The organism is Gammaproteobacteria bacterium (assembly GCA_024235095.1).
Lineage (GTDB): Bacteria > Pseudomonadota > Gammaproteobacteria > Competibacterales > Competibacteraceae > UBA2383.
This window is the reverse complement of the sequence record JACKNC010000001.1, coordinates 855,457-882,066: the sequence shown is the minus strand read 5'-3', so window position 1 is coordinate 882,066 and position 26,610 is coordinate 855,457. Positions and strand designations below refer to the sequence as shown.

The 26,610-nt window shown below is 59.0% G+C and carries 23 protein-coding genes; 9 read left to right on the top strand and 14 right to left on the bottom strand.

Annotated features, from left to right (window positions below):
- Nucleotides 1–179: 179 nt before the first annotated feature.
- Nucleotides 180–1,238, bottom strand: a complete 1,059-nt coding sequence (locus H6973_03760) for an IS110 family transposase (protein ID MCP5124772.1) — start codon at nt 1,236–1,238, stop codon at nt 180–182.
- A 552-nt stretch (nt 1,239–1,790) separates the two neighbouring features.
- Here H6973_03760 and H6973_03755 point away from each other — a divergent pair.
- Together H6973_03755 and H6973_03750 are read left to right on the top strand one after the other, a co-directional pair.
- On the top strand, nt 1,791–2,720 hold the full coding sequence (locus H6973_03755) for a hypothetical protein (GenBank protein MCP5124771.1): 930 nt from the start codon (nt 1,791–1,793) through the stop codon (nt 2,718–2,720).
- 74 nt (nt 2,721–2,794) lie between these two features.
- Nucleotides 2,795–4,489, top strand: a complete 1,695-nt coding sequence (locus tag H6973_03750; GenBank protein ID MCP5124770.1) for a hypothetical protein — start codon at nt 2,795–2,797, stop codon at nt 4,487–4,489.
- A gap of 47 nt (nt 4,490–4,536) precedes the next feature.
- Here the strand turns inward: H6973_03750 and H6973_03745 are convergent, their stop codons facing one another.
- Genes H6973_03745 through H6973_03725 form a run of 5 tightly spaced genes read right to left on the bottom strand, consistent with a single transcriptional unit; the run spans nt 4,537 to nt 10,732 of the window.
- Nucleotides 4,537–5,808: an MFS transporter gene (locus H6973_03745; protein MCP5124769.1), complete on the bottom strand. Its 1,272-nt coding sequence runs from the start codon at nt 5,806–5,808 to the stop codon at nt 4,537–4,539.
- Nucleotides 5,805–6,485, bottom strand: a complete 681-nt coding sequence (locus tag H6973_03740) for a thiopurine S-methyltransferase (GenBank protein MCP5124768.1) — start codon at nt 6,483–6,485, stop codon at nt 5,805–5,807. Before H6973_03740 ends, H6973_03745 begins: the two co-directional genes overlap by 4 nt.
- 5 nt (nt 6,486–6,490) lie before the next feature.
- A complete protein-coding gene (locus H6973_03735; GenBank protein MCP5124767.1) occupies nt 6,491–7,690 on the bottom strand; it encodes a glycosyltransferase family 4 protein in 1,200 nt (399 codons plus the stop codon).
- A complete protein-coding gene (locus H6973_03730) occupies nt 7,683–10,046 on the bottom strand; it encodes a glycosyltransferase (GenBank protein MCP5124766.1) in 2,364 nt (787 codons plus the stop codon). Before H6973_03730 ends, H6973_03735 begins: the two co-directional genes overlap by 8 nt.
- Before the next feature lie 2 nt (nt 10,047–10,048).
- Nucleotides 10,049–10,732 carry a DUF4214 domain-containing protein gene (locus H6973_03725; GenBank protein ID MCP5124765.1) on the bottom strand — a complete coding sequence of 228 codons (684 nt, stop codon included), beginning with the start codon at nt 10,730–10,732 and terminating at the stop codon, nt 10,049–10,051.
- 407 nt (nt 10,733–11,139) lie between these two features.
- On the opposite strand from H6973_03725, the gene pgi reads away from it, so the two are divergent.
- From pgi to ispH, 5 genes are all read left to right on the top strand, one after another.
- Entirely contained in the window at nt 11,140–12,780 is a 1,641-nt protein-coding gene (pgi, locus tag H6973_03720; protein MCP5124764.1) for a glucose-6-phosphate isomerase, read from the top strand.
- A 76-nt stretch (nt 12,781–12,856) separates the two neighbouring features.
- The gene (pyk, locus tag H6973_03715) at nt 12,857–14,332 is read left to right on the top strand and encodes a pyruvate kinase (GenBank protein MCP5124763.1); all 1,476 of its coding nucleotides are present in this window, start codon (nt 12,857–12,859) and stop codon (nt 14,330–14,332) included.
- Nucleotides 14,333–14,368: 36 nt separating this feature from the next.
- Nucleotides 14,369–14,509 carry a hypothetical protein gene (locus H6973_03710; GenBank protein ID MCP5124762.1) on the top strand — a complete coding sequence of 47 codons (141 nt, stop codon included), beginning with the start codon at nt 14,369–14,371 and terminating at the stop codon, nt 14,507–14,509.
- A 91-nt stretch (nt 14,510–14,600) separates the two neighbouring features.
- Nucleotides 14,601–15,071, top strand: coding sequence for a lipoprotein signal peptidase (locus tag H6973_03705; GenBank protein MCP5124761.1), 471 nt, complete (start codon nt 14,601–14,603; stop codon nt 15,069–15,071).
- A gap of 19 nt (nt 15,072–15,090) precedes the next feature.
- Complete coding sequence (ispH, locus tag H6973_03700) at nt 15,091–16,029, top strand: 4-hydroxy-3-methylbut-2-enyl diphosphate reductase (GenBank protein MCP5124760.1); 939 nt, start codon at nt 15,091–15,093, stop codon at nt 16,027–16,029.
- Between the two features lies 1 nt (nt 16,030).
- On the opposite strand, the gene H6973_03695 is transcribed toward ispH, so the two are convergent.
- Both H6973_03695 and recG read right to left on the bottom strand, forming a co-directional pair.
- Entirely contained in the window at nt 16,031–16,189 is a 159-nt protein-coding gene (locus H6973_03695; GenBank protein ID MCP5124759.1) for a general secretion pathway protein GspB, read from the bottom strand.
- A complete protein-coding gene (gene recG / locus H6973_03690) occupies nt 16,153–18,231 on the bottom strand; it encodes an ATP-dependent DNA helicase RecG (GenBank protein ID MCP5124758.1) in 2,079 nt (692 codons plus the stop codon). The genes H6973_03695 and recG overlap by 37 nt, the downstream gene beginning before the upstream one ends.
- Before the next feature lie 271 nt (nt 18,232–18,502).
- Between recG and galU the strand changes: the two genes are divergently transcribed.
- Together galU and H6973_03680 are read left to right on the top strand one after the other, a co-directional pair.
- Nucleotides 18,503–19,504: a UTP--glucose-1-phosphate uridylyltransferase GalU gene (galU, locus tag H6973_03685; protein ID MCP5124757.1), complete on the top strand. Its 1,002-nt coding sequence runs from the start codon at nt 18,503–18,505 to the stop codon at nt 19,502–19,504.
- A gap of 17 nt (nt 19,505–19,521) precedes the next feature.
- Nucleotides 19,522–20,799 (top strand): acetate/propionate family kinase, encoded by a 1,278-nt coding sequence (locus H6973_03680; protein MCP5124756.1) that lies wholly within the window; start codon nt 19,522–19,524, stop codon nt 20,797–20,799.
- Between the two features lie 9 nt (nt 20,800–20,808).
- Here H6973_03680 and H6973_03675 read toward each other — a convergent pair whose 3' ends face one another.
- From H6973_03675 to H6973_03650, 6 genes are read right to left on the bottom strand one after another with little or no spacing between them, the layout of a single operon-like run.
- Entirely contained in the window at nt 20,809–21,714 is a 906-nt protein-coding gene (locus tag H6973_03675; GenBank protein MCP5124755.1) for a F0F1 ATP synthase subunit gamma, read from the bottom strand.
- A gap of 27 nt (nt 21,715–21,741) precedes the next feature.
- The gene (locus H6973_03670) at nt 21,742–23,289 is read right to left on the bottom strand and encodes an alternate F1F0 ATPase, F1 subunit alpha (GenBank protein ID MCP5124754.1); all 1,548 of its coding nucleotides are present in this window, start codon (nt 23,287–23,289) and stop codon (nt 21,742–21,744) included.
- Entirely contained in the window at nt 23,261–24,043 is a 783-nt protein-coding gene (locus H6973_03665) for a hypothetical protein (protein MCP5124753.1), read from the bottom strand. The genes H6973_03670 and H6973_03665 overlap by 29 nt, the downstream gene beginning before the upstream one ends.
- Nucleotides 24,044–24,045: 2 nt before the next feature.
- The gene (locus H6973_03660) at nt 24,046–24,324 is read right to left on the bottom strand and encodes a F0F1 ATP synthase subunit C (GenBank protein MCP5124752.1); all 279 of its coding nucleotides are present in this window, start codon (nt 24,322–24,324) and stop codon (nt 24,046–24,048) included.
- Nucleotides 24,325–24,342: 18 nt separating this feature from the next.
- Entirely contained in the window at nt 24,343–25,032 is a 690-nt protein-coding gene (locus tag H6973_03655; protein ID MCP5124751.1) for a F0F1 ATP synthase subunit A, read from the bottom strand.
- A 25-nt stretch (nt 25,033–25,057) separates the two neighbouring features.
- Entirely contained in the window at nt 25,058–26,569 is a 1,512-nt protein-coding gene (locus H6973_03650) for a YifB family Mg chelatase-like AAA ATPase (GenBank protein MCP5124750.1), read from the bottom strand.
- Between the last annotated feature and the right edge of the window lie 41 nt (nt 26,570–26,610).

The following is a 26,610-nucleotide window of genomic DNA, read 5'->3' as shown; positions in this document are numbered from 1 at the left end:
GCATCTCCGTCCTTATCAGTCTCGCAGTCTCGGCAGAGCCGGCTTTTGTACGAATCAGGTTTTCGGAAATGCAGAACTGGTCTTTCATGCCATCACCGTGAGATTCACTCTTCGCAACTTATGGTGGGAGGTACTGGGGTGGTCGTAGCGACCGGGTCGCGGATGAAGCGTAGAAAGACTCAAACCGGAGCCAGAGCGCCTTTGGCCGCATCATAGGGCTGGCCGGTCGTCATCACCGCATAGGCGATCCGGGCGATCTTGTTGGCCAACGCGACGGCCGCCACGTTGGCATGGCGACGGCCTTTCAGTCCCCGGGCCCAGCGGCTCGTCGGATCGTCCTTGCGCTCGACCCAGCGCAACACGGCGCGGGCGCCATGAATCAGCAACTGCCGCAGGTAGACATCCCCCCGTTTACTGATACCCAGTAAGCGGTCCCGTCCACCGGTGGAGTGCTGGCGCGGCACCAGGCCCAGCCAAGCCGCCAAACCCCGCCCGTTCTTAAAGAGTCGGGGATCCTCGCCGACGGCCGCTACCAACGCGGTCGCGCCCTTGGCGCCCAGACCGGGGATCGTCATCAACGCTTGCGCCTGCGGATGGCTTTCCGCCAGGGTCTCAATCTGGGCGTCATAATGAGCAACCCGTTCATCCAAGTGACGGAGTTCGTCAGCCAACTCGCGTAGCTCAGCCCGGAAGCGCTCGCTGAGGCCGTTCTCTGGATCCTCAAGAATCTCCGGCAGGCGCTGGTTCACCGCCACACGCCCCTGCGGGATTTCAATGCCGTATTCCAACAAAAAACCGCGAATCTGATTGACCTGGGCGGTGCGGCGTTCCACCCCCAAACTGCGCATCCGGTGAATCGCCTGGATATCTTGCTGTTCCACGCTCTTGATCGCCACCAACCGCATCCTGGGCCGCTGGGCCGCTTCGCAAATCGCCTCGGCATCGACGGCGTCGTTTTTATTGGATTTCACAAAGGGCTTCACGAACTGGGGCGCGATCAACCGTACCTCATGGCCGTCCTCCCGGAACTGCCGCGCCCAATAGTGCGCACTGCCACAGGCTTCCATGGCCACCGTACAGGCGGGCAGATTCGCCATGAATTCACTCAGACGTACCCGGTTGAAGGTCCTGCGGATCACCCGTTGACCGTTCTCGTCCACGCCGTAAACGTGAAAACTCCGCTTGGCCAGATCAATGCCGACAACCTTAATGACGCGCTCATTGGTATACTCTTTCATGGGTCCGCTCCGTTATCTCGGTTAATATGATGTGAGTCAGCATTCACTATCTTGCCCGCTTTGGGCTCGTTGGAGGAGCGGGGCGGACCATTCCATTAGTCTCTAAGCCGACGCGTTCAAATCCTGCCCAACACACCTGATTAGAGAGCAGAATCCCGGTGACACAAAAGCTCAGCCAGTAACGCTGGATGGTCGATAGTTTGCGGTTTGCCGCACATTCCCGAATTCCCTGATCCAATTGTTCAACAAATTCCGTGATGAACGCGAGGGGCTGGGTGAAAATCATTCGGGTCCTCCTGCGCAAACCGTTGTGATAAGGTATCGCTCGATCTTATCCAAAAAGGTCAACCCAAAATCCTTGATAGTCGAGTTCTACAGATATTTCTCGCCGGATCGCACCAAAGAGCGACGATGGGAGCATTCCGAGCAACCATTGCCTGATAGCGAAAAACCACTCAGAAGAAATAAGGAACCATGTCCAGTACGTTGAAAAAACCAAGAACTGTACTCAGCACATCGCAAAAATGGATATTGCAGGTATGCACAATCATTATGATGATTGGCGGAGTGATTCTGGCTATCGACAAGTTTGTGGTGCGGAAGGACGAACCCTCCACTCAAGAGCAGCTCTCCACTCTCGAAGGGGAGCTGGGACTAGCGCAACGCAATGACGACGCTTCGAAATCCGCGTTGCGGGACGCGCTGACCGCGTTTGAACCCCTGACCGGCTCTATCGGCGAGCTGGGGCCGATCCTCACCCGCGACGAGGACGGCGCCCGACTCTGGCTATTTGAATATACGGTGCGTGAGTTGGCCCTCTACCGTCCCGGCAAGACCAACCTGAACATAGCGGCGCGCCATTTCGGAATCCTTATCGCTTTCGAGACGGCGCCAGGGTGGCCGACCTGGATGGGGGACAGCGCCCCGCCCCGTCCACCCTTCACCGCCCCGCTTGTGGCGCGCCTGGCGGCGATGGACGACTACCGGATGGGGCTGGCTGGCCTGTATGCCTTCTTTACCTCCGGCTTGGAAACGGGGTCGCTGGCCCAAGCCATAAACCAATCCATCAGCGCGGAATTTCACCCCGGCCTGTTCAACAGCGCCATGCGGCTGGACGTCCAGCGCGCGCTGGATATCGTCAACGGGCTGGAGGGGGAACAACCGCGCCTGGCCCGCTTCTATAAGATTGACGTTCCCAAACTGGACATCGAATTGCCTTCCACCGAGGGCATCACCCGCGGGATGGAAGAAACTCGGACCACCCTGCAGAAGGAACTCGATGCGCTGCGGGCGGAACGCCAAACGCAGTCGGCTCGACTGCGGGAGGAGTCTGCCGCGCGCATGAACGAGGCGCGCGTGAGCATGCAGGAAAACCTGGCCGCTTCGCGAGAGGAAGCCCGACAACGTCTGGAGGCGATCACGGAGAGAGCCAACCAACGGCGGCAGGAAGCCGCCCTTCCGGTGGAGTCCGCAACCGACTGACAGCCACCATGACCAGATCGCCAAGGCAGTCGTATTGTTGCTCGTGCTGACCACGACATTCCGAGTATTACAAGATGGCGTCCGAACTACCTCAAGCCGGGCGACCCACCGGGTGGGTCTACGTCCTGGCGCTAGCGCTGGCGCTGCCCAGCGTCTGGCTGTTTGGAAACCTGGCGAGTCTGTTCGAGCGAATGGGGGCGGACGTTTTCTCGTCTTGGCTCGGGGCGCTGACCGCCGCGGGCGCACTGGGCGCGCTGGCGTTCGGTTTCGCCTCCCGCTGGCCTCGACATGGCGCGCTCTGGGGGCTATTGCTGGCCGCGCCGACGTTGTTGACCATAGCGCTTTGGCTGGGTGTCAATCAGGCGCGGGTCGATGCCGCGCTGCGGGTCGAAGTAATAGGCAACCTAGCGGTGCTGGCGGTGCTGGCGGCGCTCGGCGGTCGTTGGGGTCAGCGGCGGCGCCAGCGACGCCAGCGGTTAACGCTGACCAAGGAATCTTGGGAAAACACGCTCCCCGTTAAGGCGAGCGCGCGTCCCATGCCGACACCCGACCCGTCGCCAGAACCGCTTGCTCCCTTGCTGACTCCAGTGTTGGTGGGGCTCGGCTGTTTAAGCCTACTGATGGTCTTGGGATGGAATCTACTGGTAGGCCAGGTCCAAGCGGATACCGCCGTCTTCGCGCTGCTGCTGGCGGGCGGGTGTCTCTGGTCAGCGTGGCGCATCCGGCCGGCGTGGAACCAGCGCCGAGTTGTGCTGGCGGAGCGCCCGGAGGCGCTGGCCATCGGCGCCACCGTCCGCGCCTGGTTGCCGATCGTCGGATGCGCGCACGGGGCGTTCAATCTGGTCATGCTCGCGATCCTCGGGCTGGCGGTCGGGGTCAGCGCTGGGTTCGGCGCGTTTGCCGGTGAGCTGACCGGTTTCTTACTCAGCGCGCCCCTGTTTCTCATGTTCCCCTTTCTCCTCCAGGGTCTCTCCGCGCGGCTGCGCCCAGCGGTCTCGCGCAACGAAAAAGCTTGGGGTCCGGGGACCGGTTACTATTTTCTGTTAGGATTCACCGCCCTGTGGCTGGGCGTCGTGGGTTCCCTGCAGGCGGTCAAGGCCGGGTTTTTGCAGCGCGTCGAGGTGGTCGATGCGTTGCGCCTGGCCGATCTACCGGCCTATGGCGGGCGTAATGTGCTGCTCGGCGTCGAGGGCGTGGTTCCCAGGCATCCCCCGAGAGTTCGGTCTTACGGCTGGAGCGAACGGGTTCGGGGCGCCGATCGTATTACCCAGATCAATCATTATCGCGTTTACGTGACGCCTCTGACAGATCGTCGCCGCGCTGCGTTGGGTACAAATACCGTCACTCTGGACAACGCCTGCGTCTGGCTCGGGGTTCGGCATGACGACTTCTCGGCCCGACCTGACGGCGCGGCGCGAGGTCTGATCGAAAGCGTACGCCGCGACCGTGCGCAACGCTTGAGTGAGACCGAACCGCGCTGGTTGCGTGAGGTGATTTGGAAGGATGTCGCTGGACATGATGACGAAGACCGCTACCGCCGCGCCATCGGTGGGCCAAACGACACCGAGCGCGGTTGCCGGCCCTTGGTATTCCAGGCTGTCGCCGTACCCGAGACGCTGCGCGCCGATGCCTGGCGGCAACTGGCGCTGTACTTCGGCATCGCCAACTTGGTTCCATTGCTGCTGCTGCTCGGCTACGGACTCTGGTGGCTAGAGCAACGGCTCTGTTATATTAAGCTGAGAGGTTGCGATTTTGGTAAGGAACTGTAACTCAACAACCACCGGCTAAAAGCCGGTGGTTGTTGAGTTACAGTATATCATTCATCATAAGCCTTATTATTCTGGAAATCCTGTTGACCTGAAGCAGTGCGCCGCCCGTCCAGCGCCAGCCAACCCCAGGTCATCGCCTGCAACGCCAGCACTAACCCAAACGCCCAGCGATAGCCGACATCTGCATAACCGCCACCAGCGACCGGCCAGTGATTGATAATGGCGCCCATACCCCATTGTCCAGCGAACGCAGCGACGAAGACCAGTAAATTCAAGGCAGTGTTCACTCGCCCCGCCAGCGCTGGCGGGAAAGATTGCGACAAGATCGCGTAGTTCAACACGCCGCTGGTGCCGAAAAAACCAAACAACGCCCACAACGGTAGCAACGACCCGCCGCTGTATAGAATCGCCAACTGGGTCAGTATGAATAACGCCATGCCGCCGCTGGCAACGCCCAGTGGCGGAACGCCCAGGCGCGACAGCCTGTAGGTCAACTGCCCCATGCCGAGAAAACCGCCGACCATGGCCGCCGCAATCCAAAACAGATAACTCGCCGCTGTCGCTTTATCCAGACCCGCCACATCGCGCAGCCACGGCCCGGCCCACAACCCTTGAATCGCTAGAAAGGACGCCTGCGACAGCACCGCGCCCGGCGCGATGCACCAAAATCGGCGATGGCGAAAGATACCCTGCATTTCGCGCCACTGCTCCCGCCAACCGTGCGCCGCCGCGCCGCTACTGCGCTTAGGCACGATCGCCAGCAGGGCAACAGCCACCGCGAGACTTAGACCGGCCAACAGCATAAACAAGCCGCGCCAGTCGGTCAGTTTCAGCGCTGCTTCAATCGGCGCCGTGGCGACCAGCGCGCCCACCCCGCCCGCCGCCAGCACCCAACCGTTGACCACTGGCAGGCGCGCGGGTGGAAACCAGAGGACGAAAGCCTTGAAGCTGGCCATCAGGCAGGCGGACACGCCCAGACCAATCAGGCCCCGGCCTATAACCAACTCCATCGCGCTATCGCCCAACGCGAACAAACCCGCTCCGCTCGCGGCGAACAGCAACAAAATGGCTTCCACCCAGCGCGGCCCAAAGCGATCCAGCAGCATTCCCAGCGGGAGTTGAAACGCCGCAAAGGTCAGAAAATAAACGCTGGTCAGCAGTCCCAGATCAGTTGCATCCAGATGCAGTTCCGCCACCAAGTAAGGCGACAACACGGCATTAATGGTGCGATACAGGTAGGAAAGAAAGTAACCCGCGGCGAAAGGCAGAAACACCCGCAACACGACGGCGGCGGGTGAACGCGGCGTTGCAACGCTCATGGCGCGGTGTGCGGACCATCCAAGCGATGAGTGAGTCGATAAACCCGCTCCAACAGCCAGGTCAGGCCGCGATCCCGCCAGCGCGATTCCTCGGACAACGCATCACGGATATGGAGCAACTCGATCTCGTGTGTGGCTTCGTAGCGTGTGCGCACTTCCGCTTCGCTAACAGCGAAGGGAGGGCCGCTCAGCACCGTTTGATCGTAGTCCAGCGCCATCAGCAAGGTCCGAATGCCTGTCGGCAGGATGGCGTCGAGATGACGAACATAGCGTTCACGCATCGCTGGTGGCAGCGCGATCAACGAGGCGCGATCATAGACTCCGGCGATATCGGCCAAATGCCGCGGTTCTAGAGCAAAGAAATCACCGAGCATGATCCGCAGTTCGTCCTGTTGCCAAATCTCAAACGCTCCTTCCCGCCAGCGGCGTGGTTGCAAGCCGTTTTCCTGAAAAAAGGCCGCGACAGCAATCGGACTGATTTCCACTCCCGTCACAGGATGACCTTCACCCGCCAGCCACAGCAAATCCCGGCTTTTACCGCACAAGGGAACAAAGACTTGCTGGCCGGGTTGCAGGCCCAACAGAGTCCAGAACTGCTGAAGATGAACATTGATGTCCTGCTGGTGGAAACCGATCTCGCTGCGTTCCCAGCGTTCATGCCAGAAGGAAAGTTCCATGGACTTCATTCTCCGCTTCGCAAATTATTTACGGCAACCATCGCATCGACGGTATCCAGATAGATTTTCTCGATCACCGGCCAGGAATAATTCTCCCTGACAAAGCGCCAGCCCTGGCGGCCCAACACGCCGGGAACTCGTCCTTCCAGCAGGGTCGCCAGTCCTCGCGTGAACTCGGCAAAATCTTCATACCAGAGACCGCCATGGGCGCGTCGGCACTGACCGACTAGCACTGCGCAGCGTCCATTCACTAACACCGGCTTGCCCACCGACCAGGCTTCCAGCAATACCATGGACAAGCTCTCATGCGGCGACGGCATAATCAGCGCTGCACAGGCCGCCAGGGCGTCCCACTTGGTCTGTTCGGTGACAAAGCCTAACGGAAGAATATCGGGATGATCGGGAATGGTCATCACCGGTTTGCCAAGCAGCGCCAGCTTGCCGGGTATTCCGCCCTGTTTGCGATGGCGAATAAAAAAGTCAAATAATTCATCGCAGCCTTTCGAGGGATCGATCCTTCCCACATACAGCAAAAAATCCTCATCGATGCCATATTCATTACGAAAACGGCCTGGGTCGATGCTCGCTGGACGGTCGACCGCCACCCCGGCTACCGCTCCCTCCAGACGAGCGTCAGGAAAGCGCTGATGCAGAAATTCACGCTCTTCTACCGTATTAAAGATGAAAGTTCGTGGGAGTTTGAACAAGCGGTCCCAGAAGTTCAGATAAATGGCCCACTCGTCATGGGCCAATGGGGCGAGAACCGCTTTATGAGCGACCTTGGGCAAGGCAAACCAGGTTTGCGCATAAAGATAGCCAAAGAAGATGAAAGCATCATAGGCGTTGACCTGCTGTTCAATATAATTGAACAGGGCTGGCGACCAAGGCCCCTGAGCGCGCATCCAATGTTCCTGTTCCTCCAGTTTGGCGTCCCGGCAACGGGTGCGCAATTGATCAGACAGGCGGTTGAACGATTCGATATCGCGTGGCGCGGCGACCGGAAAACGACGAATTAGCGCGCCATCTATAGCTTCGACGCCTTCCGGATAATGGTTTTTCCAATCGATATAATCCAATGCGCAGGTGGTTAGAACCTCGGTATCCCAATAATCCGCCATTCGCCGGGCAATCGCCAGTGTAAGCGCCTCGGCGCCGCCATTGACCTCGCGCCCACAGCGCTGCACAACGAAGGCGACTCTAGGCATGGGCGCATCCTGTATCGGCAGGCGCTAAACCCGCCAGCAGTTCGATCAGGCGCGGACGAATGGCTTCGGGCGCGAAAGCCCAGCGGCGCTGGCGCTGTTTTTCCAGCACCGTCGATCTGAGCGCGTCGTCGCCAGCCAGTTGTTGGGCCAGCATTGCGACTGCCGCTAAATCGCCTTTATCGGTAAACAGAACGCCTGATCCTGCCAGCGTTTCAGGAATTGCAGAGCTGTGGAAGGCAAGAATGGGCGCATCGAACCACATCGCTTCAATCAGCGGCACACAAAAACCCTCATGCTCGCTCATACTCCAGAACAGGTGCGCAGTCCGATAATAGGCTTGGAGTTCGGCATCATTGATCTGACCCGGCAACACGATCTGTTCGCGTAAGCCCAGGGCATTGATCATCGATTGCAGATAGTGCGCATAAGGATCTTCCGGTTCGCCGCCGCCGATCAGAATCAACCGGGCCTGGGGGTCCATCCTGAGGTAATGGGTAAAAGCTTCAATCAATTGGTGCTGGCATTTGTTAGGCGCGTAACGGCCAACGAACAGCAGATTGCGCTGGCCATCCTGAAGTTGGCGCATGAGCGCCGGGTCGGCAGGAACTCGCCAGTGGCCCGGATCGATTACCAGCGGCAATACCCCCGGTTCGGAAAAGCCGAATAAAGCCAGTTCTTCGGCATTGTAATGGGAATCGCCCACTGAATAAGAAAACGCCGGAACCAGTCGCCAAAGCGCTTCGCGTCCTTCACGCAGCAGCCTGGCGAGATCAGGACGATAGGGAGTAAGAAATTCGGCGGGTGTAATATTATGATAGATCAGGCACTTTGGGCCGGAATGCGCCACAGCGACGGGGGTTAGCTCACTACCAATGGAATGGTGATAGAACAAGCCATCCTCTGGAGCGAGATCGCCCTCTGTGTAACGCTGACATTCTCCAGCCACACGGGGATCGATGAAACGAACCAGGATATCTGAACGGTAGCCCTGAGTGCGTAATTCGTCGCGTAACTGCATGGCCTGGTTGGAAATGGCGTCGCCGTAGGACAAATTGGGCAAGAGCTGATGAATTGCGGGTTGCCGGGACAACGCACCAGATGCAAGAGAAACCGCTGACCGGGCATCGCTCGCAATCAGGCCCAGCGCCTGTTCATAACGGTCGATCACTCGTTCCCAGTCACAGTGCGTCAAGGCGTATTGCCGTCCGCGCTCACCCCGTGCGGCTAGTTCGGTTTCCGGCAATGTCGCCAAATCGGCCAGCAGTTCGCTCCACTCTTTCGTTGAACCCGCCAGCCAACCTCCATCGGCATCGCGCACGGCCAACGCGGTCGCCAGGCAATCACGGTGCACGATGACCGGCTTGCCGCAGTACCAAGCCTCGAACAGCACCCGGGAAAAACTTTCGTTCGTGCTGGGCTGACACAGCAGACGGCAACCTTGCAGTAGCGCGGCCTTGGTTGATTCGTCGACCAGACCGAGATCAATGACGCCAGCCGTCGGATCGCCATAATCACGGACTCCGGGACCGGCCAGCGCCAAAGCGAGGGGACTTGCCAGTTGCGCCGCCTGGAAACGGTGAAAAGCGTCTATCAGGCGTTCGACGCCCTTCTCGGGATCGCGCCGCCCCAGGCACAGCAGAAAGGGCTGGCTGTGCAAGGATTCCGGCAGCGACGCGCGATGATCATCGGCGATGTCGGCAAACTCAATGCCTTCGCCCGTCACCAGACTCCTGGCCCAGACGTGGGGGCCATATAACCGCGCCGCCAGTTGCTGTTCTCCCGCCGAGTTAAATAGCAGGCCACGCGCCTGATGAAAAACGTAACTTACTTCGGGTAAATAGGCATACGCTTCATCATGCAAACAGGGTTGCAGCCAGGCCCGGTCGGCGACTTGGGGTAAGCCGGTCAGCGTTGGGCCGTATAGATACGGGATGAACAGGAAAACGGTGTCAGTGGCGCGCTGCTGGTCCAAGTAACGGTAGAGCGCCTGGGAGTGAATGTTCTCGTGCGTCCAGATAGCGCCCCATTCCGGTTCGACTGGAGGTACACCGGGTTTGAGACAGTCACGAGGCAAGGCCAGCAGCTCTGCATTCAGGCGTTCGAAGCGGACATGGTCGCGTCGATCTACTGGAAAACGACGAATGGTTACGCCATCCTCAATCGTCTCGCCAGCCGGCAGATGGTTTTCCGCCCAGTCATTGAGAAACGAGCGACAACAAGTCGTCAATGCCTCGACCTGATGACCGCGCGCCGCGAGCCGGGTGGCGATCTGCCAGGCTTGTTGCTCGGCGCCGCCCTTGAGGTTATGGCCAAACCAGGGGATCACCAGCGCGAGCGTGCGCCGCTTGGAAGACATAGTCACCCTTTATCTTTGGATCGAGGATCACGGCTGGATTGCTCCCACTGTTGTAGTCGCATTTCACAGACGGCCAACCGTTGCCGCGTAGTCCGCAATTCGGTTTCCAATTGCGCCAGCAGGTCGTTGAGTCGGGCCGTTTGTTCCTGCTGGCGGAACATGACAAACGCTTCGAAGCGGCTCCAGTGACCTACGAGACGAGGCAGACGCGCCAGGTAATTCAACCACGCCAAAATATAACCCAGCACCGGCAGACGGTAGGCGGTCTGTGCCAGCCAAGGTAACAATAGTCCCTGCACGGGAATCCTGCGTTGTCGGCCTTCCTGGGAAAAACGCAATCGTCCGAGAATGTCAATCTTGGAAAGACGACCGGCGCGCAAGCCTCCCAGAAAACTTTGCAGGCCGCTGGCGTCGGGCATACGGCCCAGCAGAACCCGGTAGGCTGTGCGGAGAAAATCCTCATCGTGACGGTCAAGCAATTCATCCAGCGTATAACGAGCCTTGAACGCCAATTCGCTGGCGGTTTCAGACAGGCGAGGCAGGTTAAAGGTGGCGTTTGATGGAGTCGCGAAAGCCATCGGGAGGCCGTTTTGCAGGGGCAACCCTCGCCGAAAGCGTTCAGCGTCCTCGCGCACCCGGCGCATGAGCAGGTCCACGTCAATTTCTGGAGGGGCTATATCCACCATAGGGGCAGTGATCTTGTGGTCTGAGTAACGCGTTAAGTGCTGATTTTAAGCAAGGGCCGCATTATATTGCAGATCGCCCTGAAAATTTATACTCAGGATAAATCCGCTATCTATGATGGGGGGAGTGAGCGTTCACCTCCCCCCTTTGGAAAAGGGGAGCCGGAGGGGATTGCGCACGAGCGACGGGGCCAAAATCCCCCCTCACCCCCTTTGCTAAAAGGGGGGACTGAACGGTTACGATAGGGAAAGAGCTGTCAGCATTCGACAGGAATTTCAGGAGAAACTATAGTAATCAGGAACCCCGCATCGGAAAATCGATCACGCAATGTCGTTAATCGACTGCAGCGGGGCGGTTTGCTCCATCCGGTTTTGCCCGCATTTAAACACATTGAATAAGGAAGCTGTCCATGTCTGTTCCCAGCAACCTGCCGGTTTGGCAAGAACTGCAAGCCCATCATGATGCGATCGCCAACCTGCATCTACGCGATCTGTTCGCTGCCGATCCCGGACGTTTCACCACTTTCTCCCGACGATTCGGCGACTTGCTGGTCGATTTCTCCAAGCACCGCATAACGGGGGAGACGCTTGGTTTGTTGACTGAACTGGCCCGTCAGGCGCAGTTGCCGGTCTGGATCGAGCGGATGTTCAGCGGTGAGATCATTAATCACACCGAAAAGCGGGCGGTGCTGCATGTCGCGCTACGCAATCGCAGTAATCGACCCATTCTGGTCAAGGGTCAGGACGTCATGCCGGGCGTCAATGAAGTTCTGGAGCACATGCGCAAGTTCTCCGAGCAGATTCGCCGGGGCAAATGGCGTGGCCATACCGGCAAGCGCATTCGCGACGTGGTCAATATCGGTATCGGCGGTTCCGATCTGGGGCCGAAAATGGTGTGTCAGGCGCTGGAGCCTTATGGCGACCCGACCTTGCGGATGCACTTTGTTTCCAATGTGGACGGCGCGCACATCAGTCATGTGCTGGCCGATTGCGATCCGGAAAGCACCCTGTTCATCGTCGCTTCCAAGACCTTTACCACCCAGGAAACCATGACCAACGCCCATACCGCACGGGCCTGGCTGGTGCGTGAACTGGGTGATGAATCGGCGGTGGCCAAGCATTTCGTGGCCGTGTCCACCAACGCGGAAGGCGTCAGCAAGTTCGGCATTGATACCGCCAACATGTTCGAGTTCTGGGACTGGGTCGGCGGGCGTTATTCGCTATGGTCGGCGATTGGCCTGCCGATCATTGTGTATCTGGGCATGGAGAATTTCCTGGAATTGCAGGACGGCGCACATGAAATGGACGAGCATTTCCGCACCGCGCCGCTGGAGGAAAACCTGCCGGTGATTTTGGGCATGCTCGGCGTCTGGTATATCGACTTTTTCGGCGCGGATAGCCAGGTGACGCTGGTTTATGATGATTACCTGCGCTCCTTGCCAGATTATCTGCAACAACTGGATATGGAGAGCAATGGCAAGAGCATTGACCGGGAAGGCCAGACTGTGCAGGTCAACACCGGCCCGATTCTGTGGGGCGGTCTGGGAAATAATGGTCAACATGCGTTCTATCAGTTGCTGCACCAGGGCACGCACCTGGTCCCGGCGGATTTCCTGGCCCCGGCGCACAGTCCGAATCCGATTGGCGATCATCACCCGATTCTGCTGGCCAACTGTCTGGCGCAAGCCGAGGCGCTGATGGTCGGCAAGACCGAGGCGCAGGCCCGGGCGGAACTGGAGAAGCAGGGCCTGAGCGGCGAGGCGCTGGAGCAATTGCTACCGTACAAGGTGTTCCCTGGCAACCGGCCCAGCACCAGCCTGTTCTATCGTCGCCTGACCCCGAAAGTGCTCGGTTCCCTGCTGGCGCTGTATGAACATAAGGTCTTTACCCAGGGCGTGATCTGGAATATCAATTCCTTCGATCAGTGGGGCGTGGAGCTGGGCAAGCAATTGGCCAATGCGATCCTGCCGGAATTGAAGGGCGAACGACCGGTCGCTGGGCATGATGCGTCGACCGTGGGGTTGATCGAATTCTGTCGCACGCCGGATTGATCCATTCATTGCAGGGGCGTAGAGATATGCGTCCCTGCAAACCAACGGATTTTTCCATGCCTGGATCATCGCGAATATGTCCAAAGTTATGAAATTCAGCAAGATTGTTGCGACGCTGGGGCCGAGTTCCCACAACGCAGACACCATCGAGTCCCTGTTGCGGGAAGGCGTGGATGTGATCCGGTTGAACTTCTCGCACGGCAATCATGAAGACCATGCGCTATCTGTCCAGATGGTGCGGGAGGCTGCGCGGAAGCTGAACCGGCATGTGGCGATTTTCCAGGATTTGCAAGGTCCGAAGATTCGCTTGGGTCAGTTGGATGGGGAGTTTCTAGAGGTCGCTGCCGGCGAGACTCTGGTGTTGACGACCAACGATGTGACGGGCGGCGTCCACGATGGCGTTAAGAAAGTCGCCATTGATCACCGCACTCTGCATGAAGAAGTACACCCCGGCGACCGTGTGCTGATTGACGATGGCTTGTTTGAAGTTACGGTTGATCGCATTGAGGGACAGGAAATTTTCACCTGCGTGGTTAACGGCGGACGACTGAAGCCGCGCAAGGGCGTCAATCTGCCGAACGTCAAGTTGAAAATTTCGGCGATGACCGACAAGGATCGCGGCGATTTGCAGTTTGCCTACGACCACGAACTGGATTACGTGGCGTTGTCGTTTGTGCGCGACGCTGACGATGTCAAGGAACTAATCAACGTCATGCTCACCACGCATGGCCGCAAGATTCCGATCATCGCCAAGATTGAGAAGCCGGAAGCCTTCCGGTCCAGTGCGGGCATTATTGCCGTTGCGGACGCGATCATGGTGGCGCGTGGCGATCTGGGCGTGGAAACTTCGCCACAGGAAGTGCCGTTGATGCAGAAGACGTTGATTCGTCAATGCAACATTGCCGGCAAGCCGGTGATCACGGCAACGCAGATGCTGGAATCGATGATCAACAACCCGCGACCGACCCGCGCCGAGGCGAACGATGTCGCCAACGCGATCATGGACGGCACGGATGCGGTCATGCTGTCGGCGGAAACGGCGATGGGTCAGTATCCAGTGGACGCGGTGCGGATGATGAAGAACATTGCGCTTAACGTCGAGGCCAGCGAGATTTTCAAAACCCTGATGCGCAAGAATGTGCTGACCCAGGAGGAATTGCTGGCTAACGCCTGTCTGCGTATCGAGGATGCGGTGCATTTCGCGACGATGGACCTGGCCGACAAGGTGTGTGCCCGTTACCTGGTCGGTTTCACCAACAGTGGGTCGAGTCTGCTGGGACTGGCCAAATTCCGGCCTTCAATGCCGCTGATCGCGTTCAGTCCGAAGCCGGCGACTTTGCGACGATTAGCATTAGTCTGGGGCGTGGAGCCGTTGCAACTAGGCGCGGTCGTGACCTCGGTGGATGATTTATTGAGTTCAGCGACCGAGTTTCTGTTGAACAAGGGTATGGTTCAGGAAGGGGAAATCGTGGTGTTCACCGCCGGGGTGCCGGTGGGCGTATCCGGTGGGGCGAATATGATCAAGGTGGTCAAGGTGGAGCGGGGCGATTGAGGGTTTTCGACGTTTGTCGAGTTTTGGAGCAATCACATGATCGCATTCTGGCACAACAGCAGCCATCCCTCCCGCAAGCACCGCAAGCTGCCGGATCATCTGGGCAACTTTGATTCGCCGTGGAAAACGCTGAAGGAACTGCGCCGCAACTGGAACAGTGGGCCAAGCGGTTGCTGAAAACTGATACCCTTGAAGGGGTTTTTAGGAATAGGCCAATGTGCTACAACAGCAGCGCCAGGCAGATTAATGCTTTGCCTGGAAAAAACCAATGATCAAACCCTGGATCTGGCTGAGCCTGCTGGTCATCGTCCTTGACCAGGCCACCAAATACCTTGCGGAGACGCTGCTGGTGATGCATCAGCCAGTACCCGTGATACCCTTTTTCAACTTGATGCTGACTTACAATACCGGTGCGGCTTTCAGCTTCCTGGCTGACGCAGGCGGTTGGCAACGTTGGTTCTTTTTGGGACTGGGTATGTTGGTCAGCATTGGGTTGGTAATTTGGCTGACGAGGCTTAAACCGCAGGAAAAATGGCTAGCAGTCGCACTTGCGCTGATTCTAGGCGGCGCGATTGGCAATCTGATTGACCGGGCTTGGCTGGGCCAGGTGATTGATTTTATCCAGATCTACTATGACCGCTGGTACTGGCCCGCCTTTAATATCGCCGATTCCGCCATTACCGCTGGCGCAGTGCTGCTGATCGTAGAAAGTCTCTGGCTGCGGCCCTCCAAAACCTGAACCGGATGCCTGATACCCCATGACCGCACACATTCACCTGGCTAACCCTCGCGGCTTCTGCGCCGGTGTGGACCGCGCCATCGGCATCGTCGAGCGGGCGCTGGATCTTTTTGGAGCGCCGATCTATGTGCGCCATGAAGTGGTGCATAACCGCTTTGTAGTCGACAACTTGCGACAACGCGGGGCCGTGTTCGTCGAAGAACTTGACGAAGCGCCGGATGGAGCGACAGTCATTTTTAGCGCCCACGGCGTGTCGCGCGCCATCCAGGAACAAGCCGCTCAGCGGGGATTGAAGGTCTTCGACGCAACCTGTCCGCTGGTCACTAAAGTTCATCTGGAGGTCAGCCGCCATGCCCGCGCCGGGCGCGAGGTGATCCTGATCGGCCATGCCGGCCATCCCGAAGTCGAAGGCAGCATGGGCCAATATGACGAGAGCGCCGGCGGACGGATGTATCTGGTGGAAACAGTTCAGGATGTGCAAGCATTGGAGGTGCGCAATCCTGCTGAACTGGCTTATGTTACCCAAACCACTTTATCCGTAGATGACACAGCGCGGATCGTGGCCGCCTTGCGCGAACGCTTCCCGGCGATCCAGGGTCCGCGTAAGGACGATATCTGTTACGCCACCCAGAACCGTCAGGATGCAGTCAAGGATTTGTCGCGAGATTGTGAGTTGCTCCTGGTGGTGGGTTCGCGCAACAGTTCCAATTCCAACCGCTTGCGGGAACTGGCCGAGAAGGCAGGCGCGCCAGCGCAACTCATCGACGGGCCGGACGATATCGATCCATTGTGGCTGGTTGGTAAAACCGCGATCGGCGTCACTGCGGGCGCTTCCGCGCCCGAGGTGCTGGTGCAACAGGTCATCGCCCGGCTACGGGAACTGGGGACAGAAACCGTAGTGGAAAGCGCAGGCCGGGAGGAAAACGTCGTGTTTGCGTTGCCGAAGGAATTACGATAGATCACCGCACCGGCAACTGAAATCGCTGACTGCCTTGACGTAGAACCGCACCGTCGGCGGTCACTGCTTCCAACAACAGCCCTTCCTCCAGTCGTTCGCCTTCTCGACAAGGCGGGCCGTTGGTTACACCTCGCCGTAACGCGCCCCGGCGCCAATCCAACGGCGGATCAGCGGCTCTACGCAGTCCGGATGGTCGCGCAACAATAAATCGGCGGTATGACGCACGACATTCAGTAAATCCTGATCGCGCAACAGATCGGCAATGCGCAAACTTTGCTCGCCGGTTTGCCGGGTGCCCAACACTTCGCCGGGACCGCGCAATTCCAGATCGCGGCGAGCGATTTCAAAACCGTCGTGACATTCCCGCAAGACCGCCAGCCGGGTATGCGCAACCTGGGATAGCGGCGGTTTGTAGAGCAGCACACAACTGCTGTCGATGCTGCCGCGCCCAATGCGCCCGCGCAGTTGATGAAGTTGCGCCAGGCCCAGGCGCTCGGGATTCTCGATAACCATCAGGCTGGCGTTGGGTACGTCGACCCCGACCTCGATGACGGTGGTAGCGACCAACAGCTCCAGCTCCCCGGCCTTGAAAGCGGCCATCACCGCCTCCTTGGCGTTGGCCGCCAGCCGGCCATGCACTAGGCCAATGCGCAGTTCCGGCAACAGTTCGGTCAATTGTTCGGCGGTCACGGTAGCCGCCTGACATTGCAGCGTCTCGGACTCTTCGATCAGCGGGCAGACCCAGTACGCCTGGCGACCGTTGCGACAAGCTTGACGAATTCGTTCGATAATCTGATCGCGGCGATGATCAGGCGCGGCCACGGTTTTGACCGGACGGCGACCGGGCGGTAATTCGTCGATGATCGAGGTGTCAAGATCGGCGTAGGCGCTCATCGCCAACGTGCGCGGAATCGGCGTCGCGGTCATGATCAACTGATGGGGACAACGGCCTTCAGTACGGCCTTTCTCGCGCAAGGCCAACCGTTGATGAACGCCGAAACGATGTTGCTCATCGACGATCACCAGGGCTAGTTCCGCGAAAGCGACCGCCTCCTGAAACAGCGCGTGGGTGCCCACTGCCACTTGAACCTCGCCAGCAGCTAGCCGTTCCAGCAACAGCCGTCGCGCCTTGCCAGTCAACCGTCCGGTCAACCAGGCGACTTCCAAACCCAGTTCGCCCAACCAGTCACGAAAATTGCGGTGATGTTGTTCGGCCAACAGTTCCGTCGGAGCCATGAGCACCGCCTGAGCGCCAGTTTCCACCGCACGTAACGCAGCTACCGCAGCGACCACTGTTTTGCCTGAACCCACATCGCCTTGCAAGAGCCGCAACATGGGACGGGGTTGCGCCAGATCGGCGGTAATTTCCTCCAGAACCCGTTGCTGAGCGCCGGTGAGGATGAAGGGCAGGCGTTCCAGAAAGCGCTGACTCAAACTGCCGCCGACCAGCGGCGGTGCGACCTGGCGGCGAGTCTGTTCACGCAGCCGGCGTAAACTGAGCTGATGCGCCAGCATTTCCTCGAAAGCCAGCCGTCGCCGAGCTGGGTGGCGACCGTTCTCCAATTCCGCCAGCACGATATCGGTCGGTGGTTGATGGAGCAGCCGCACGGCTTGAGCAATCGGCGGCAGCTTGAGTTGATCCAGCAAGGCCGGCGGCAGCAGTTCCGGCAACAGCGCCGCTGTCTCCAGACATTCCAGCGCCTGTTCGGCCAAACCGCGCAGGGTGAATTGTTGCAAACCAGCGGTCGCCGGATAGATCGGGGTCAAGCGGTCCTCCACCGGCGGCGTATCCGGCTCAATTCGGCGGCATTCCGGGTGGATCATTTCCAGACCGCCAGTATAACCGGTGCGCACTTCGCCAAAGCAACGCAACCGGGCGCCGGTTTGGCAGAGCCATTGTTGTTGCGCGGGACTAAAGTGAAAGAAACGCAGGGTGAGATCGCAGGTTCCATCCTGCAGGTGACAGAGCAGGAAACGCCGGCTGTTCCCGCTGATCCGGCTGCCAACCACGATCGCCTCGATCTGCGCCTCTTCGCCGGGCTGCAACTGATCGATAGGAGTGATGCGGCTGCGGTCTTGATAACGCAACGGCAAATGGAGCAATACATCCTCGACGGTATGCAGGCCGAGTCGCCGCAAGCGTTCCGCCAGCTTCGGGCCAACGCCTTTGAGGGTAGTAATCGAAATCAAATTCTTGCTGATGATGGCGCCAAGTTTGTTTGCATAGGGTCCTACAGGGCCAGGTACTTGAAAAAATCAATCGATAGAGAAGTATACGATAATAAAGATAACACAAATGAGGTTTAAATGGGATCAGACCACCACCTATCAGTTCAGCATTGCTGCGACTATGGGCAGGTTTCCGCACTTGGAAAAGTTCACTCGGTTTATGGAAAAATTGAGATTCTAAAAGCGCCTCATTAGTGCTTGTTCAGTATGCTGCGATGCCGCACAATGCCCGGTATTCGAAAGGATGTCATGGAATAAAACCATCAGCGAGGTAGACGCAGTGAAACGGCAAGTGCGCAAAGCGGTTTTCCCGGTGGCTGGTTTGGGAACACGATTCCTGCCCGCTACCAAGGCCAGTCCCAAGGAAATGCTGCCTATCGTCGATAAACCACTCATTCAGTACGCAGTTGAGGAGGCTGTGGCGGCGGGGGTGGATACCCTGGTGTTCATTATCGGGCGTACCAAAAACGCCATTGCCGATCATTTCGATAAGGCTTACGAACTGGAAGCGGAATTGGAAGCCCGCCAGAAGACTGACCTGCTCAAAGTGGTGCGCGGCATTGTGCCCAGCGGCGTGGAGTGTGTGTATATCCGCCAAGCCGAGGCTTTGGGTTTGGGGCATGCGGTGTTGTGCGCCCGGCCAGCGGTCGGCGAGGAGCCTTTCGCGGTGATTCTGGCCGACGACCTCATCGAGGAAGATCAGGTTGAAGGTGGCGTCATGAGTCAGATGACCCGGCATTTCAATAAATACCAATGTTCGATTCTAGGTGTGGAGCGGGTGCCGATCGCGGAATCAGACAAGTATGGCATCGTTCACCCACTGCCCTTCGCCACCCGGCTGAGTAATGTCGATAGCATTATTGAGAAGCCCAAACCGGAGAATGCGCCGTCCAATCTGGCGGTCGTCGGTCGTTATATTCTGACCTCCCGCATCTTCGACCTGTTGACGAATATCCCGCGCGGGGCGGGCAATGAGATTCAGTTGACCGATGGCATTGCTGCGCTGCTGAGCGAGGAACAGGTGTTGGCCTATGAATTCACCGGGCGACGGCACGACTGCGGTAATAAGCTCGGCTACCTGGTAGCGACTGTAGAATATGGTTTGCGTCACCCTGAACTCGGCGAACAGTTTCGGAACTATTTGCAATCTCACGGTTGCCGGTTTGGCGATACTGCGCCCGCCGCCTCTCCATCTAATTCGGATCCTTCTTCCCTGAGAGAAGAAGTCGACGCTGATCCGCTTTGAATCAGGAGGAAATTGCCATGTCCCAGGGGTTACTGGTTCTCAACGCCGGTTCATCCAGCATCAAGTTCTCGGTGTTTGCCCTACCGGCGGACAGTGGCGAACTGGAACTGGTCTGCCGGGGTTTGCAGGAAAACATCGGCGAGGACAATCCGCATTTTAAGGCATTCGACCATGCCGGACAGGTGCTAGCCGATATTCGCTTAACGCCGGAGTCGGGTCAGTATCGCAAGCTGGGGCCTGATCATCGGCGCCGGGCGACCGACCCGCCGACAACCCCCACGACTGCGTCGAAGACGACGATTTATGATCATCAGGCGGCGTTGCGCGACCTGTTGAGCTGGCTGGAAAAAACTCCCGGTCTGCCTGCAGTGGTCGCGGCAGGCCATCGTGTGGTGCATGGCGGCGAGGAGTACAGCGATCCCCAATTGCTTACGCCCGAGACCGTGACGCGTCTGGAGCATTTCATCCCGCTGGCGCCGCTGCATCAACCGCACAACTTAGCTGGGATTCGCGCCCTGCGCGCAGTGCGGCCTGATCTGCCCCAGGTCGGTTGTTTTGACACCGCTTTCCACTATGTTCAGCCCGAACTGGCTAAATTGTTCGCCCTGCCGCACATCTACCGTGAGGAGGGCGTGCGCCGCTATGGTTTTCATGGACTTTCCTATGAATACATTGCTGGCGCGCTGGCCGAAATCGCCGGGACATCCGCGACAGGCCGGGTGGTAGTCGCACATCTGGGCAATGGCGCCAGCATGTGCGCCATGCGCGACGGGCGAAGCATGGCTAGCACTATGGGTTTTACTGCGGTGGAAGGACTGCCAATGGGAACGCGCACGGGGTCGCTGGACCCTGGGGTGCTGATCTACCTGATTGAACGGCATGGCCTGGGCGCGAAGGATTTGACTAATCTGCTTTATAAGCAGTCCGGTCTGCTGGGATTGTCGGGCATCAGCAATGACATGCGTGAATTGCTGGCCAGTTCCGATCCCAGCGCGAAACTGGCGGTGGATTACTTCTGCTACCGGATCGCCCGCGAACTGGGTTCCCTGGCGGCGGCGCTGGACGGCCTGGATGCGCTGGTTTTCACTGGCGGGATTGGCGAACATGCGGCAGCGGTGCGTGAACAGGTCTGCACCCGGTCAGGCTGGCTCGGCATTGAAATGGACCCAGCGGCGAATGCGGAAAGCCGCCAGCGCATCGACCGGTCCGGCAGCCGCGTCGCAGTGTGGGTGCTGCCGACCAACGAGGAACTGATTATCGCCCGGCATACCCGGCAGTTGGTGTTAAGTAAGTAAACAGAGCGACTATTCTATCGTCGCCTCAAATCCGGCCACCACATCCAGCAATTCAGCGGTAATCGCTTCCTGACGTTGCTGACGGTAAGCCGCATTCAACGCTGTTAACCGGTCAGCAATATTGCGTTCAGCCGCTTGCATGGCCAACAGGCGACTGGCGTGTTCGCTGGCCAGCGACTCGGCGCAGGCCCGGAACAGTTCCACAAACAGCCATTCCCGGAGCAATGCCGCCAGCAATTCGGCCCGATCAGCAGCATAACCGGGCAGGGAACGCGTTGATGGGGGTGCCTCGCGGCTTAGAGCCGCAGGATCGAGAGGCAACAGTTGCACTTGGGTCGGTTCATGGCTGTTCGCTCCACGATGGCGATTATGGAAGAGCAGAATCTCGATGACCCCCGCCTCCCGCCATTGTTCCAACACCGGCAATAATTGCCGCACAGTTTGTTGAATCGCACTGGCCGCGCCCGGTGTGTAGAATGCTTGCTGAACGGATAAACCTTGTTCTTCCAGCGCCGCCGCCTGCCGGACGCCGACCGCCAGCACCCAGCGCTGCGATTCCGGACGATCATGCAAGGTCATGGCGAGATGTTCGGCCAATACCTCGTTAAAACGCCCGCACAGCCCATGATCGGAGCCAAACGCCACCGCGCCGATGGCTGACGGGCGACCTGCCGTGGACCGAGCCTCTGGCGTTTCGCCGGTTAAAACCAGACTTCGCACCCCGGTTTCCATCGCCTGCTCGCGCAACACGACGGCCAATCCTTGCCGCACCGCCCGGTCGTAATCGGCCAATGCGCTCACCGCCTGGTCATACTGGTGGATGCTGACTGCCGCCAACGCTTTCATGGTGCGAACGATCGAACGCAATTCTTCGACAGTGGCCAAGGTATGGCGCAGTGCTTCCAGAGTGGGCATGGCGTTGATCGCTCTTTAAAACAGATTTCACTTGCAAGCGGCTGCCTGCGCATTGGAATTTGCGATAAGGTCAACAACCGCCGCCCGCGCTGCTGTGAGCAAAGCATCCCGGTCTGTGTCGCTCAGTGGCGATCCCGCAGCGATGCGCGAACCGATGTCCGGGCAACGGGCAACGGCTTGCTCGTGCACCGCCCGTTCCGCCTCCGCCATTCGTTCCAGAGGTACCGGATCGAACACGCCTTCGGTGACCGCCAGCAATACGGCGATTTGCTCGGCGACCGGCAAGGGCTGGTATTGCCGTTGCTTCAACGTTTCCCGCACCCGGCGTCCGCGCTCGATGGTTTGGCGCGTTGCTTCGTCCAGCCGCGTACCAAAACGGGCAAAGGTTTCCAGTTCCTCGAACTGGGAATAAGCCAGCCGCAGTTCAGCGGCAATGGTCCGGTAGGCCGGCAACTGGGTCTTGCCACCGACCCGCGACACCGATTCGCCGACATCGACCGCCGGCAAAATCCCTTTCCGCGCCAGTTCGGAGGACAGCACAATTTGTCCATCGGTGATCGAAATCAGATTGGTGGGAATGTAAGCCGACAGGTTTTGCGCCTCGGTTTCAATGATCGGCAATGCCGACAGCGAGCCGCCGCCCTGCTCCGGTCGTAAATGCGTGGCCCGCTCCAGCAGACGGGAATGCAGGTAGAAAATATCGCCAGGATAGGCTTCCCGGCCCGGCGGGCGACGGAGCAATAGCGACAGTTCCCGATAGGCTTGGGCATGGCGGGTCAAATCATCATAAACAATCAACACGTCACGACCTCGCGCCATGAACCATTCGGCCATCGTCGTCGCCGCGTAGGGCGTCAGAACTTGTAACCCAGGCGGGTCTTCCCCGGCAGCGACGACCAGGAAAGTGTAGCGCAGCGCGCCGCGTCGGCGAAGGTCATCAATCACTCGCGCGACAGCTGAACCGCGCTGGCCGATGCCGCAGTAAACACAGATGACATTTTGCCTAGCCTGGTTAAGAATGGCATCCACAGCCAGCGCGGTCTTGCCGGTCTGCCGGTCGCCGAGAATCAGTTCGCGCTGGCCGCGTCCCACTGGGATGGCGGCGTCGATGACTTTAAGGCCGGTCGCCAGCGGCACACTGACCGGCGCGCGCTGCATGATGGCTGGGGCCGGACGTTCCAGCGGCAGACGTTCTGCGGTAATCAGCGGACCTGCCTCATCCAGCGGCTCGCCCAGGGCATTGACGACCCGTCCTAAAAGTTCCGGACCCACCGGCGTATCGACCACCCGCCCGGTGCGCTCGACCGGATCGCCGGCCTTGAGTCCGTTACTATCGCTGAGCAACACTATCCCGACTTCATCAGGATCGAGATTAAAAGCAATGCCGAGAATGTTGTTGGGGAAACGTACCAGTTCCATGGATTCAACCCCGGGCAAGCCATTGACCCGGGCGACCCCCTGACCCACTCGTTCCACAATGCCGGTCTCGACCACGGATGGGGAGGGGCGATAAGTGGCTAACGCGGCGTCAAACGGGGCGAACAAATTAAGCGAACTCGCTATCATTACCTGCATCCGCCGCCGGTGCGTTCAATACCCTGGCTAGCGCCTCGTCGAAACCGTCAAGATAGCTATCCAGAGTCCAGGCCAAGCGATGGCCAGGCATTTCCAGGGTAATGCCGCACGCCGCGTTCGAGTCCTGGTGAAAGGCAAAGCTAATTCCATCCCCCAGCAGTTCGCGCAGGGCTGCTTGGCAATGTTGCTGTAAGGAGACATCCAATGGAAATGCAGTGCTGATGACGCATCCTCCCAAAGCCGCCTGCGCCAGCGTTGCGCGTTCGCTCGCCTCCAGAGCGCGTAGCCGGGTCAGCAGCGGTTCGAGCATCCGCCGCTCCAAATCAGCATCCGCCAGTTCGCGCAAGGCATGACGAACCGCTTCGGTTAACCGATGTGTGGCTTCCCGTTGCAGGGCGCGCTGGTTTTCTGTTTGTTCCCGTCGCCAAGCCTTCAGCCACTCTTCGCGCTGGACGTCGATCTCACGCCGGGTTTGTTGCAACCATTTTTCACGCTGGGCCGCAATTTCCTGGCGAGCCTGTTCCAGCCACTGCTCGCGCTGGGCCTCCAATTCAACGCGCTGATCCTGATATTTTCGGACTTCTACCTCGGCTTGTTCCGATTTTTGCTGGGCCTCATCCAGAGCCGCTGCAACCCTTTGCTGACGAGCAGTCATGGCCTCGGTAATCGGCCCATACAGGAACCGTTTGAGCAACCACACCAGAACCAGAAAGTTGATAATCTGGGCAACAACGGTGAACCAGTCAACCTGCATGACTACTGACCGGCGACGGTAATGAAATGATTCCAGAACGGATTGGCGAAAATCAGGATCATCGAAACGACGAAGCAATAGATGGCCGTCGATTCAATCATCGCCAATCCGACGAACAGGCTGCGGCTCAAGGTCGCTGCTTCGTCCGGCTGTTGGGCGATAGCGGCCAGCGCCTGGGCTACAGCCCGGCCTTCAGCCAGTGCGGGGCCGACCGTGCCGATAGCGATCGTTAGACCGGCGGTAATAATCGAGGCGAGGCCGATCATGAGTGTAGCGTCCATAAGAATGAACCCTCATATTCAGTGTTCAGTGGGGTTATTTCCTTCATGCGCCGCCGTTGCCGCCGCCAGGTAAACCGTGGCCAGAATGGCGAAGATATACGCCTGAATCAAGCCGGTCAGCAGTTCCAGCGCATGCATCAGCACCGGGAACAACAGGGGCGTGATGATCAACAGAATCGCCCCGACCACAGCACCGCTCATTACGTTGCCATACAAGCGCACTGCTAACGCCAGGGTGCGGGATAATTCGCCAATGATGTTCAGAGGCAACATGATTGGCGTCGGTTCAATATAGTCCTTCAGATACGCCCGCCACCCCCGGCGTTGAATGCCATACAAGGGTACCGCGATAAATACACAGAGCGCCAGGGCGGTCGTGGTGGACAGCGACCCGGTAGGAGATTCAAAGCCGGGAACCACCGAAAGCAGATTACTGGCGGCGATAAAAATAAATAACGTGCCAATAAAGGGCAGGTAAGGCGTCGGATCCTGATGCGTTACATCGCGGATTTGCTCTTGAATCCCTTCCACCAGAACTTCGAGTAAATTTTGCCAGGATGACAGCACGGCATCCTGGGTCAGACGGCGAGTGATCCAGCGCGCCAGCAACGCCAGCAACGCCATGACCAGCCAGGTAAAAACCAGCGTGGCGCTGATGCGAATGAAACCGGATTCAAAAAACACGATCTGATCAGGACTGATGTTCATGGGTAAATGAGCCTGAATCCGCACCCTATCGCGCCATCGTCCGATCAAGCGCCCGGTAACTGATGGCTTCGGCGAGATGCGGCGTTTTGATGGCGTCGCTGCCCGCCAGATCGGCGATGGTGCGAGCAACCTTGAGAATCCGATGATAAGCGCGCGGCGATAGACCCAGCCGTTCCAGCGCGTGCTCCAGCAGCTTGTGATCGGCGTCGCTCAGGGCGCAGTAGCGTTCAATTTCCCGTGTACCCAGTGCGCTGTTCGGTTTACCCGCCCGTTGCAACTGCCGCTCATGGGCGGCGCAGACCCGGGCGCGCACTGTGGCGCTGCTTTCTTCTGGGGCCTCGCCACGCAAGACGCGATGCGCCAGGCGGGGCACTTCAATATGCAGGTCAATCCGGTCGATCAACGGCCCCGACACGCGCGCCCGGTAACGGCGCACCTGTTCCTGGCCGCAGGCGCATTGCCGCTCAGCATCGCCCAGATAACCGCAAGGACAGGGATTCATCGCCGCCACCAGTTGAAAGCGCGCCGGGAAATCCGCCTGACGCGCCGCGCGTGAAATCGTAATCCGTCCCGATTCCAGCGGCTCCCGAAGCACCTCCAACACCCGCCGGTCGTACTCCGGCAATTCGTCGAGAAACAGCACGCCGTGATGCGCCAAAGAAATTTCACCCGGTCGCGGCTGACCGCCACCGCCCACCAGCGCCACGCCAGAGGCGGTATGATGCGGAGCGCGGAACGGGCGCACGCCCCATTGTTGTAAATCCAGCCCCTGATTGCTGACCGAAGCGATCGCCGCGGTTTCCAGAGCCTCTGCCTCGCTCAATGGCGGCATGATGCCGGACAGCCGACTGGCCAGCATGGTCTTGCCCGTACCGGGTGGACCAATCAGCAGGAGATTGTGACCGCCGGCGGCAGCGATTTCCAACGCCCGCTTTGCATGGGGTTGGCCCCGCACATCGCTTAAATCCCGGTCCAGAATCGCGTCCTGTAGCCTTCGAGGGTGCGCAACCGGCGGCTGCAACGCATTTCCGGTGGTGAGTTGCCGGCAAACTTCCAGCAAATGCCCTGCGCCCAGGACTTGTGCGCCGCTGACCAGGATTGCTTCCTCGGCGTTGTCGCCAGGAACCAACAAGGCGCGTCCGGCGTCCCGGCAAGCCAGCGTCGCGGGCAGCACCCCGCGAATGCGCCGCAGCTCGCCGCCCAGCGCCAGTTCACCCAGGAATTCATATTGTTCCAGCCGGTCACGGGGAATTTGCCCCGAAGCGGCCAGGAGACCGAGCGCAATCGGCAGATCAAACCGCCCGCCTTCCTTGGGCAAATCAGCCGGAGCCAGATTAATGGTGATGCGCCGGGCCGGAAACTCGAAACCGCTGTTCTGAATAGCGCCGCGCACCCGGTCCTTGCTTTCCTTCACCGCCGCTTCCGGCAGACCTACGATGAATAATCCCGGCAGACCGCCGGACAAATGGACTTCTACGCTGACCAACGGCGCGTCGATGCCGACCTGGGCGCGGGTATAAACGATGGCAAGCGACATGCGAATCCTGCTGGCGAGTAATGATGATGCCCCAAACCTCC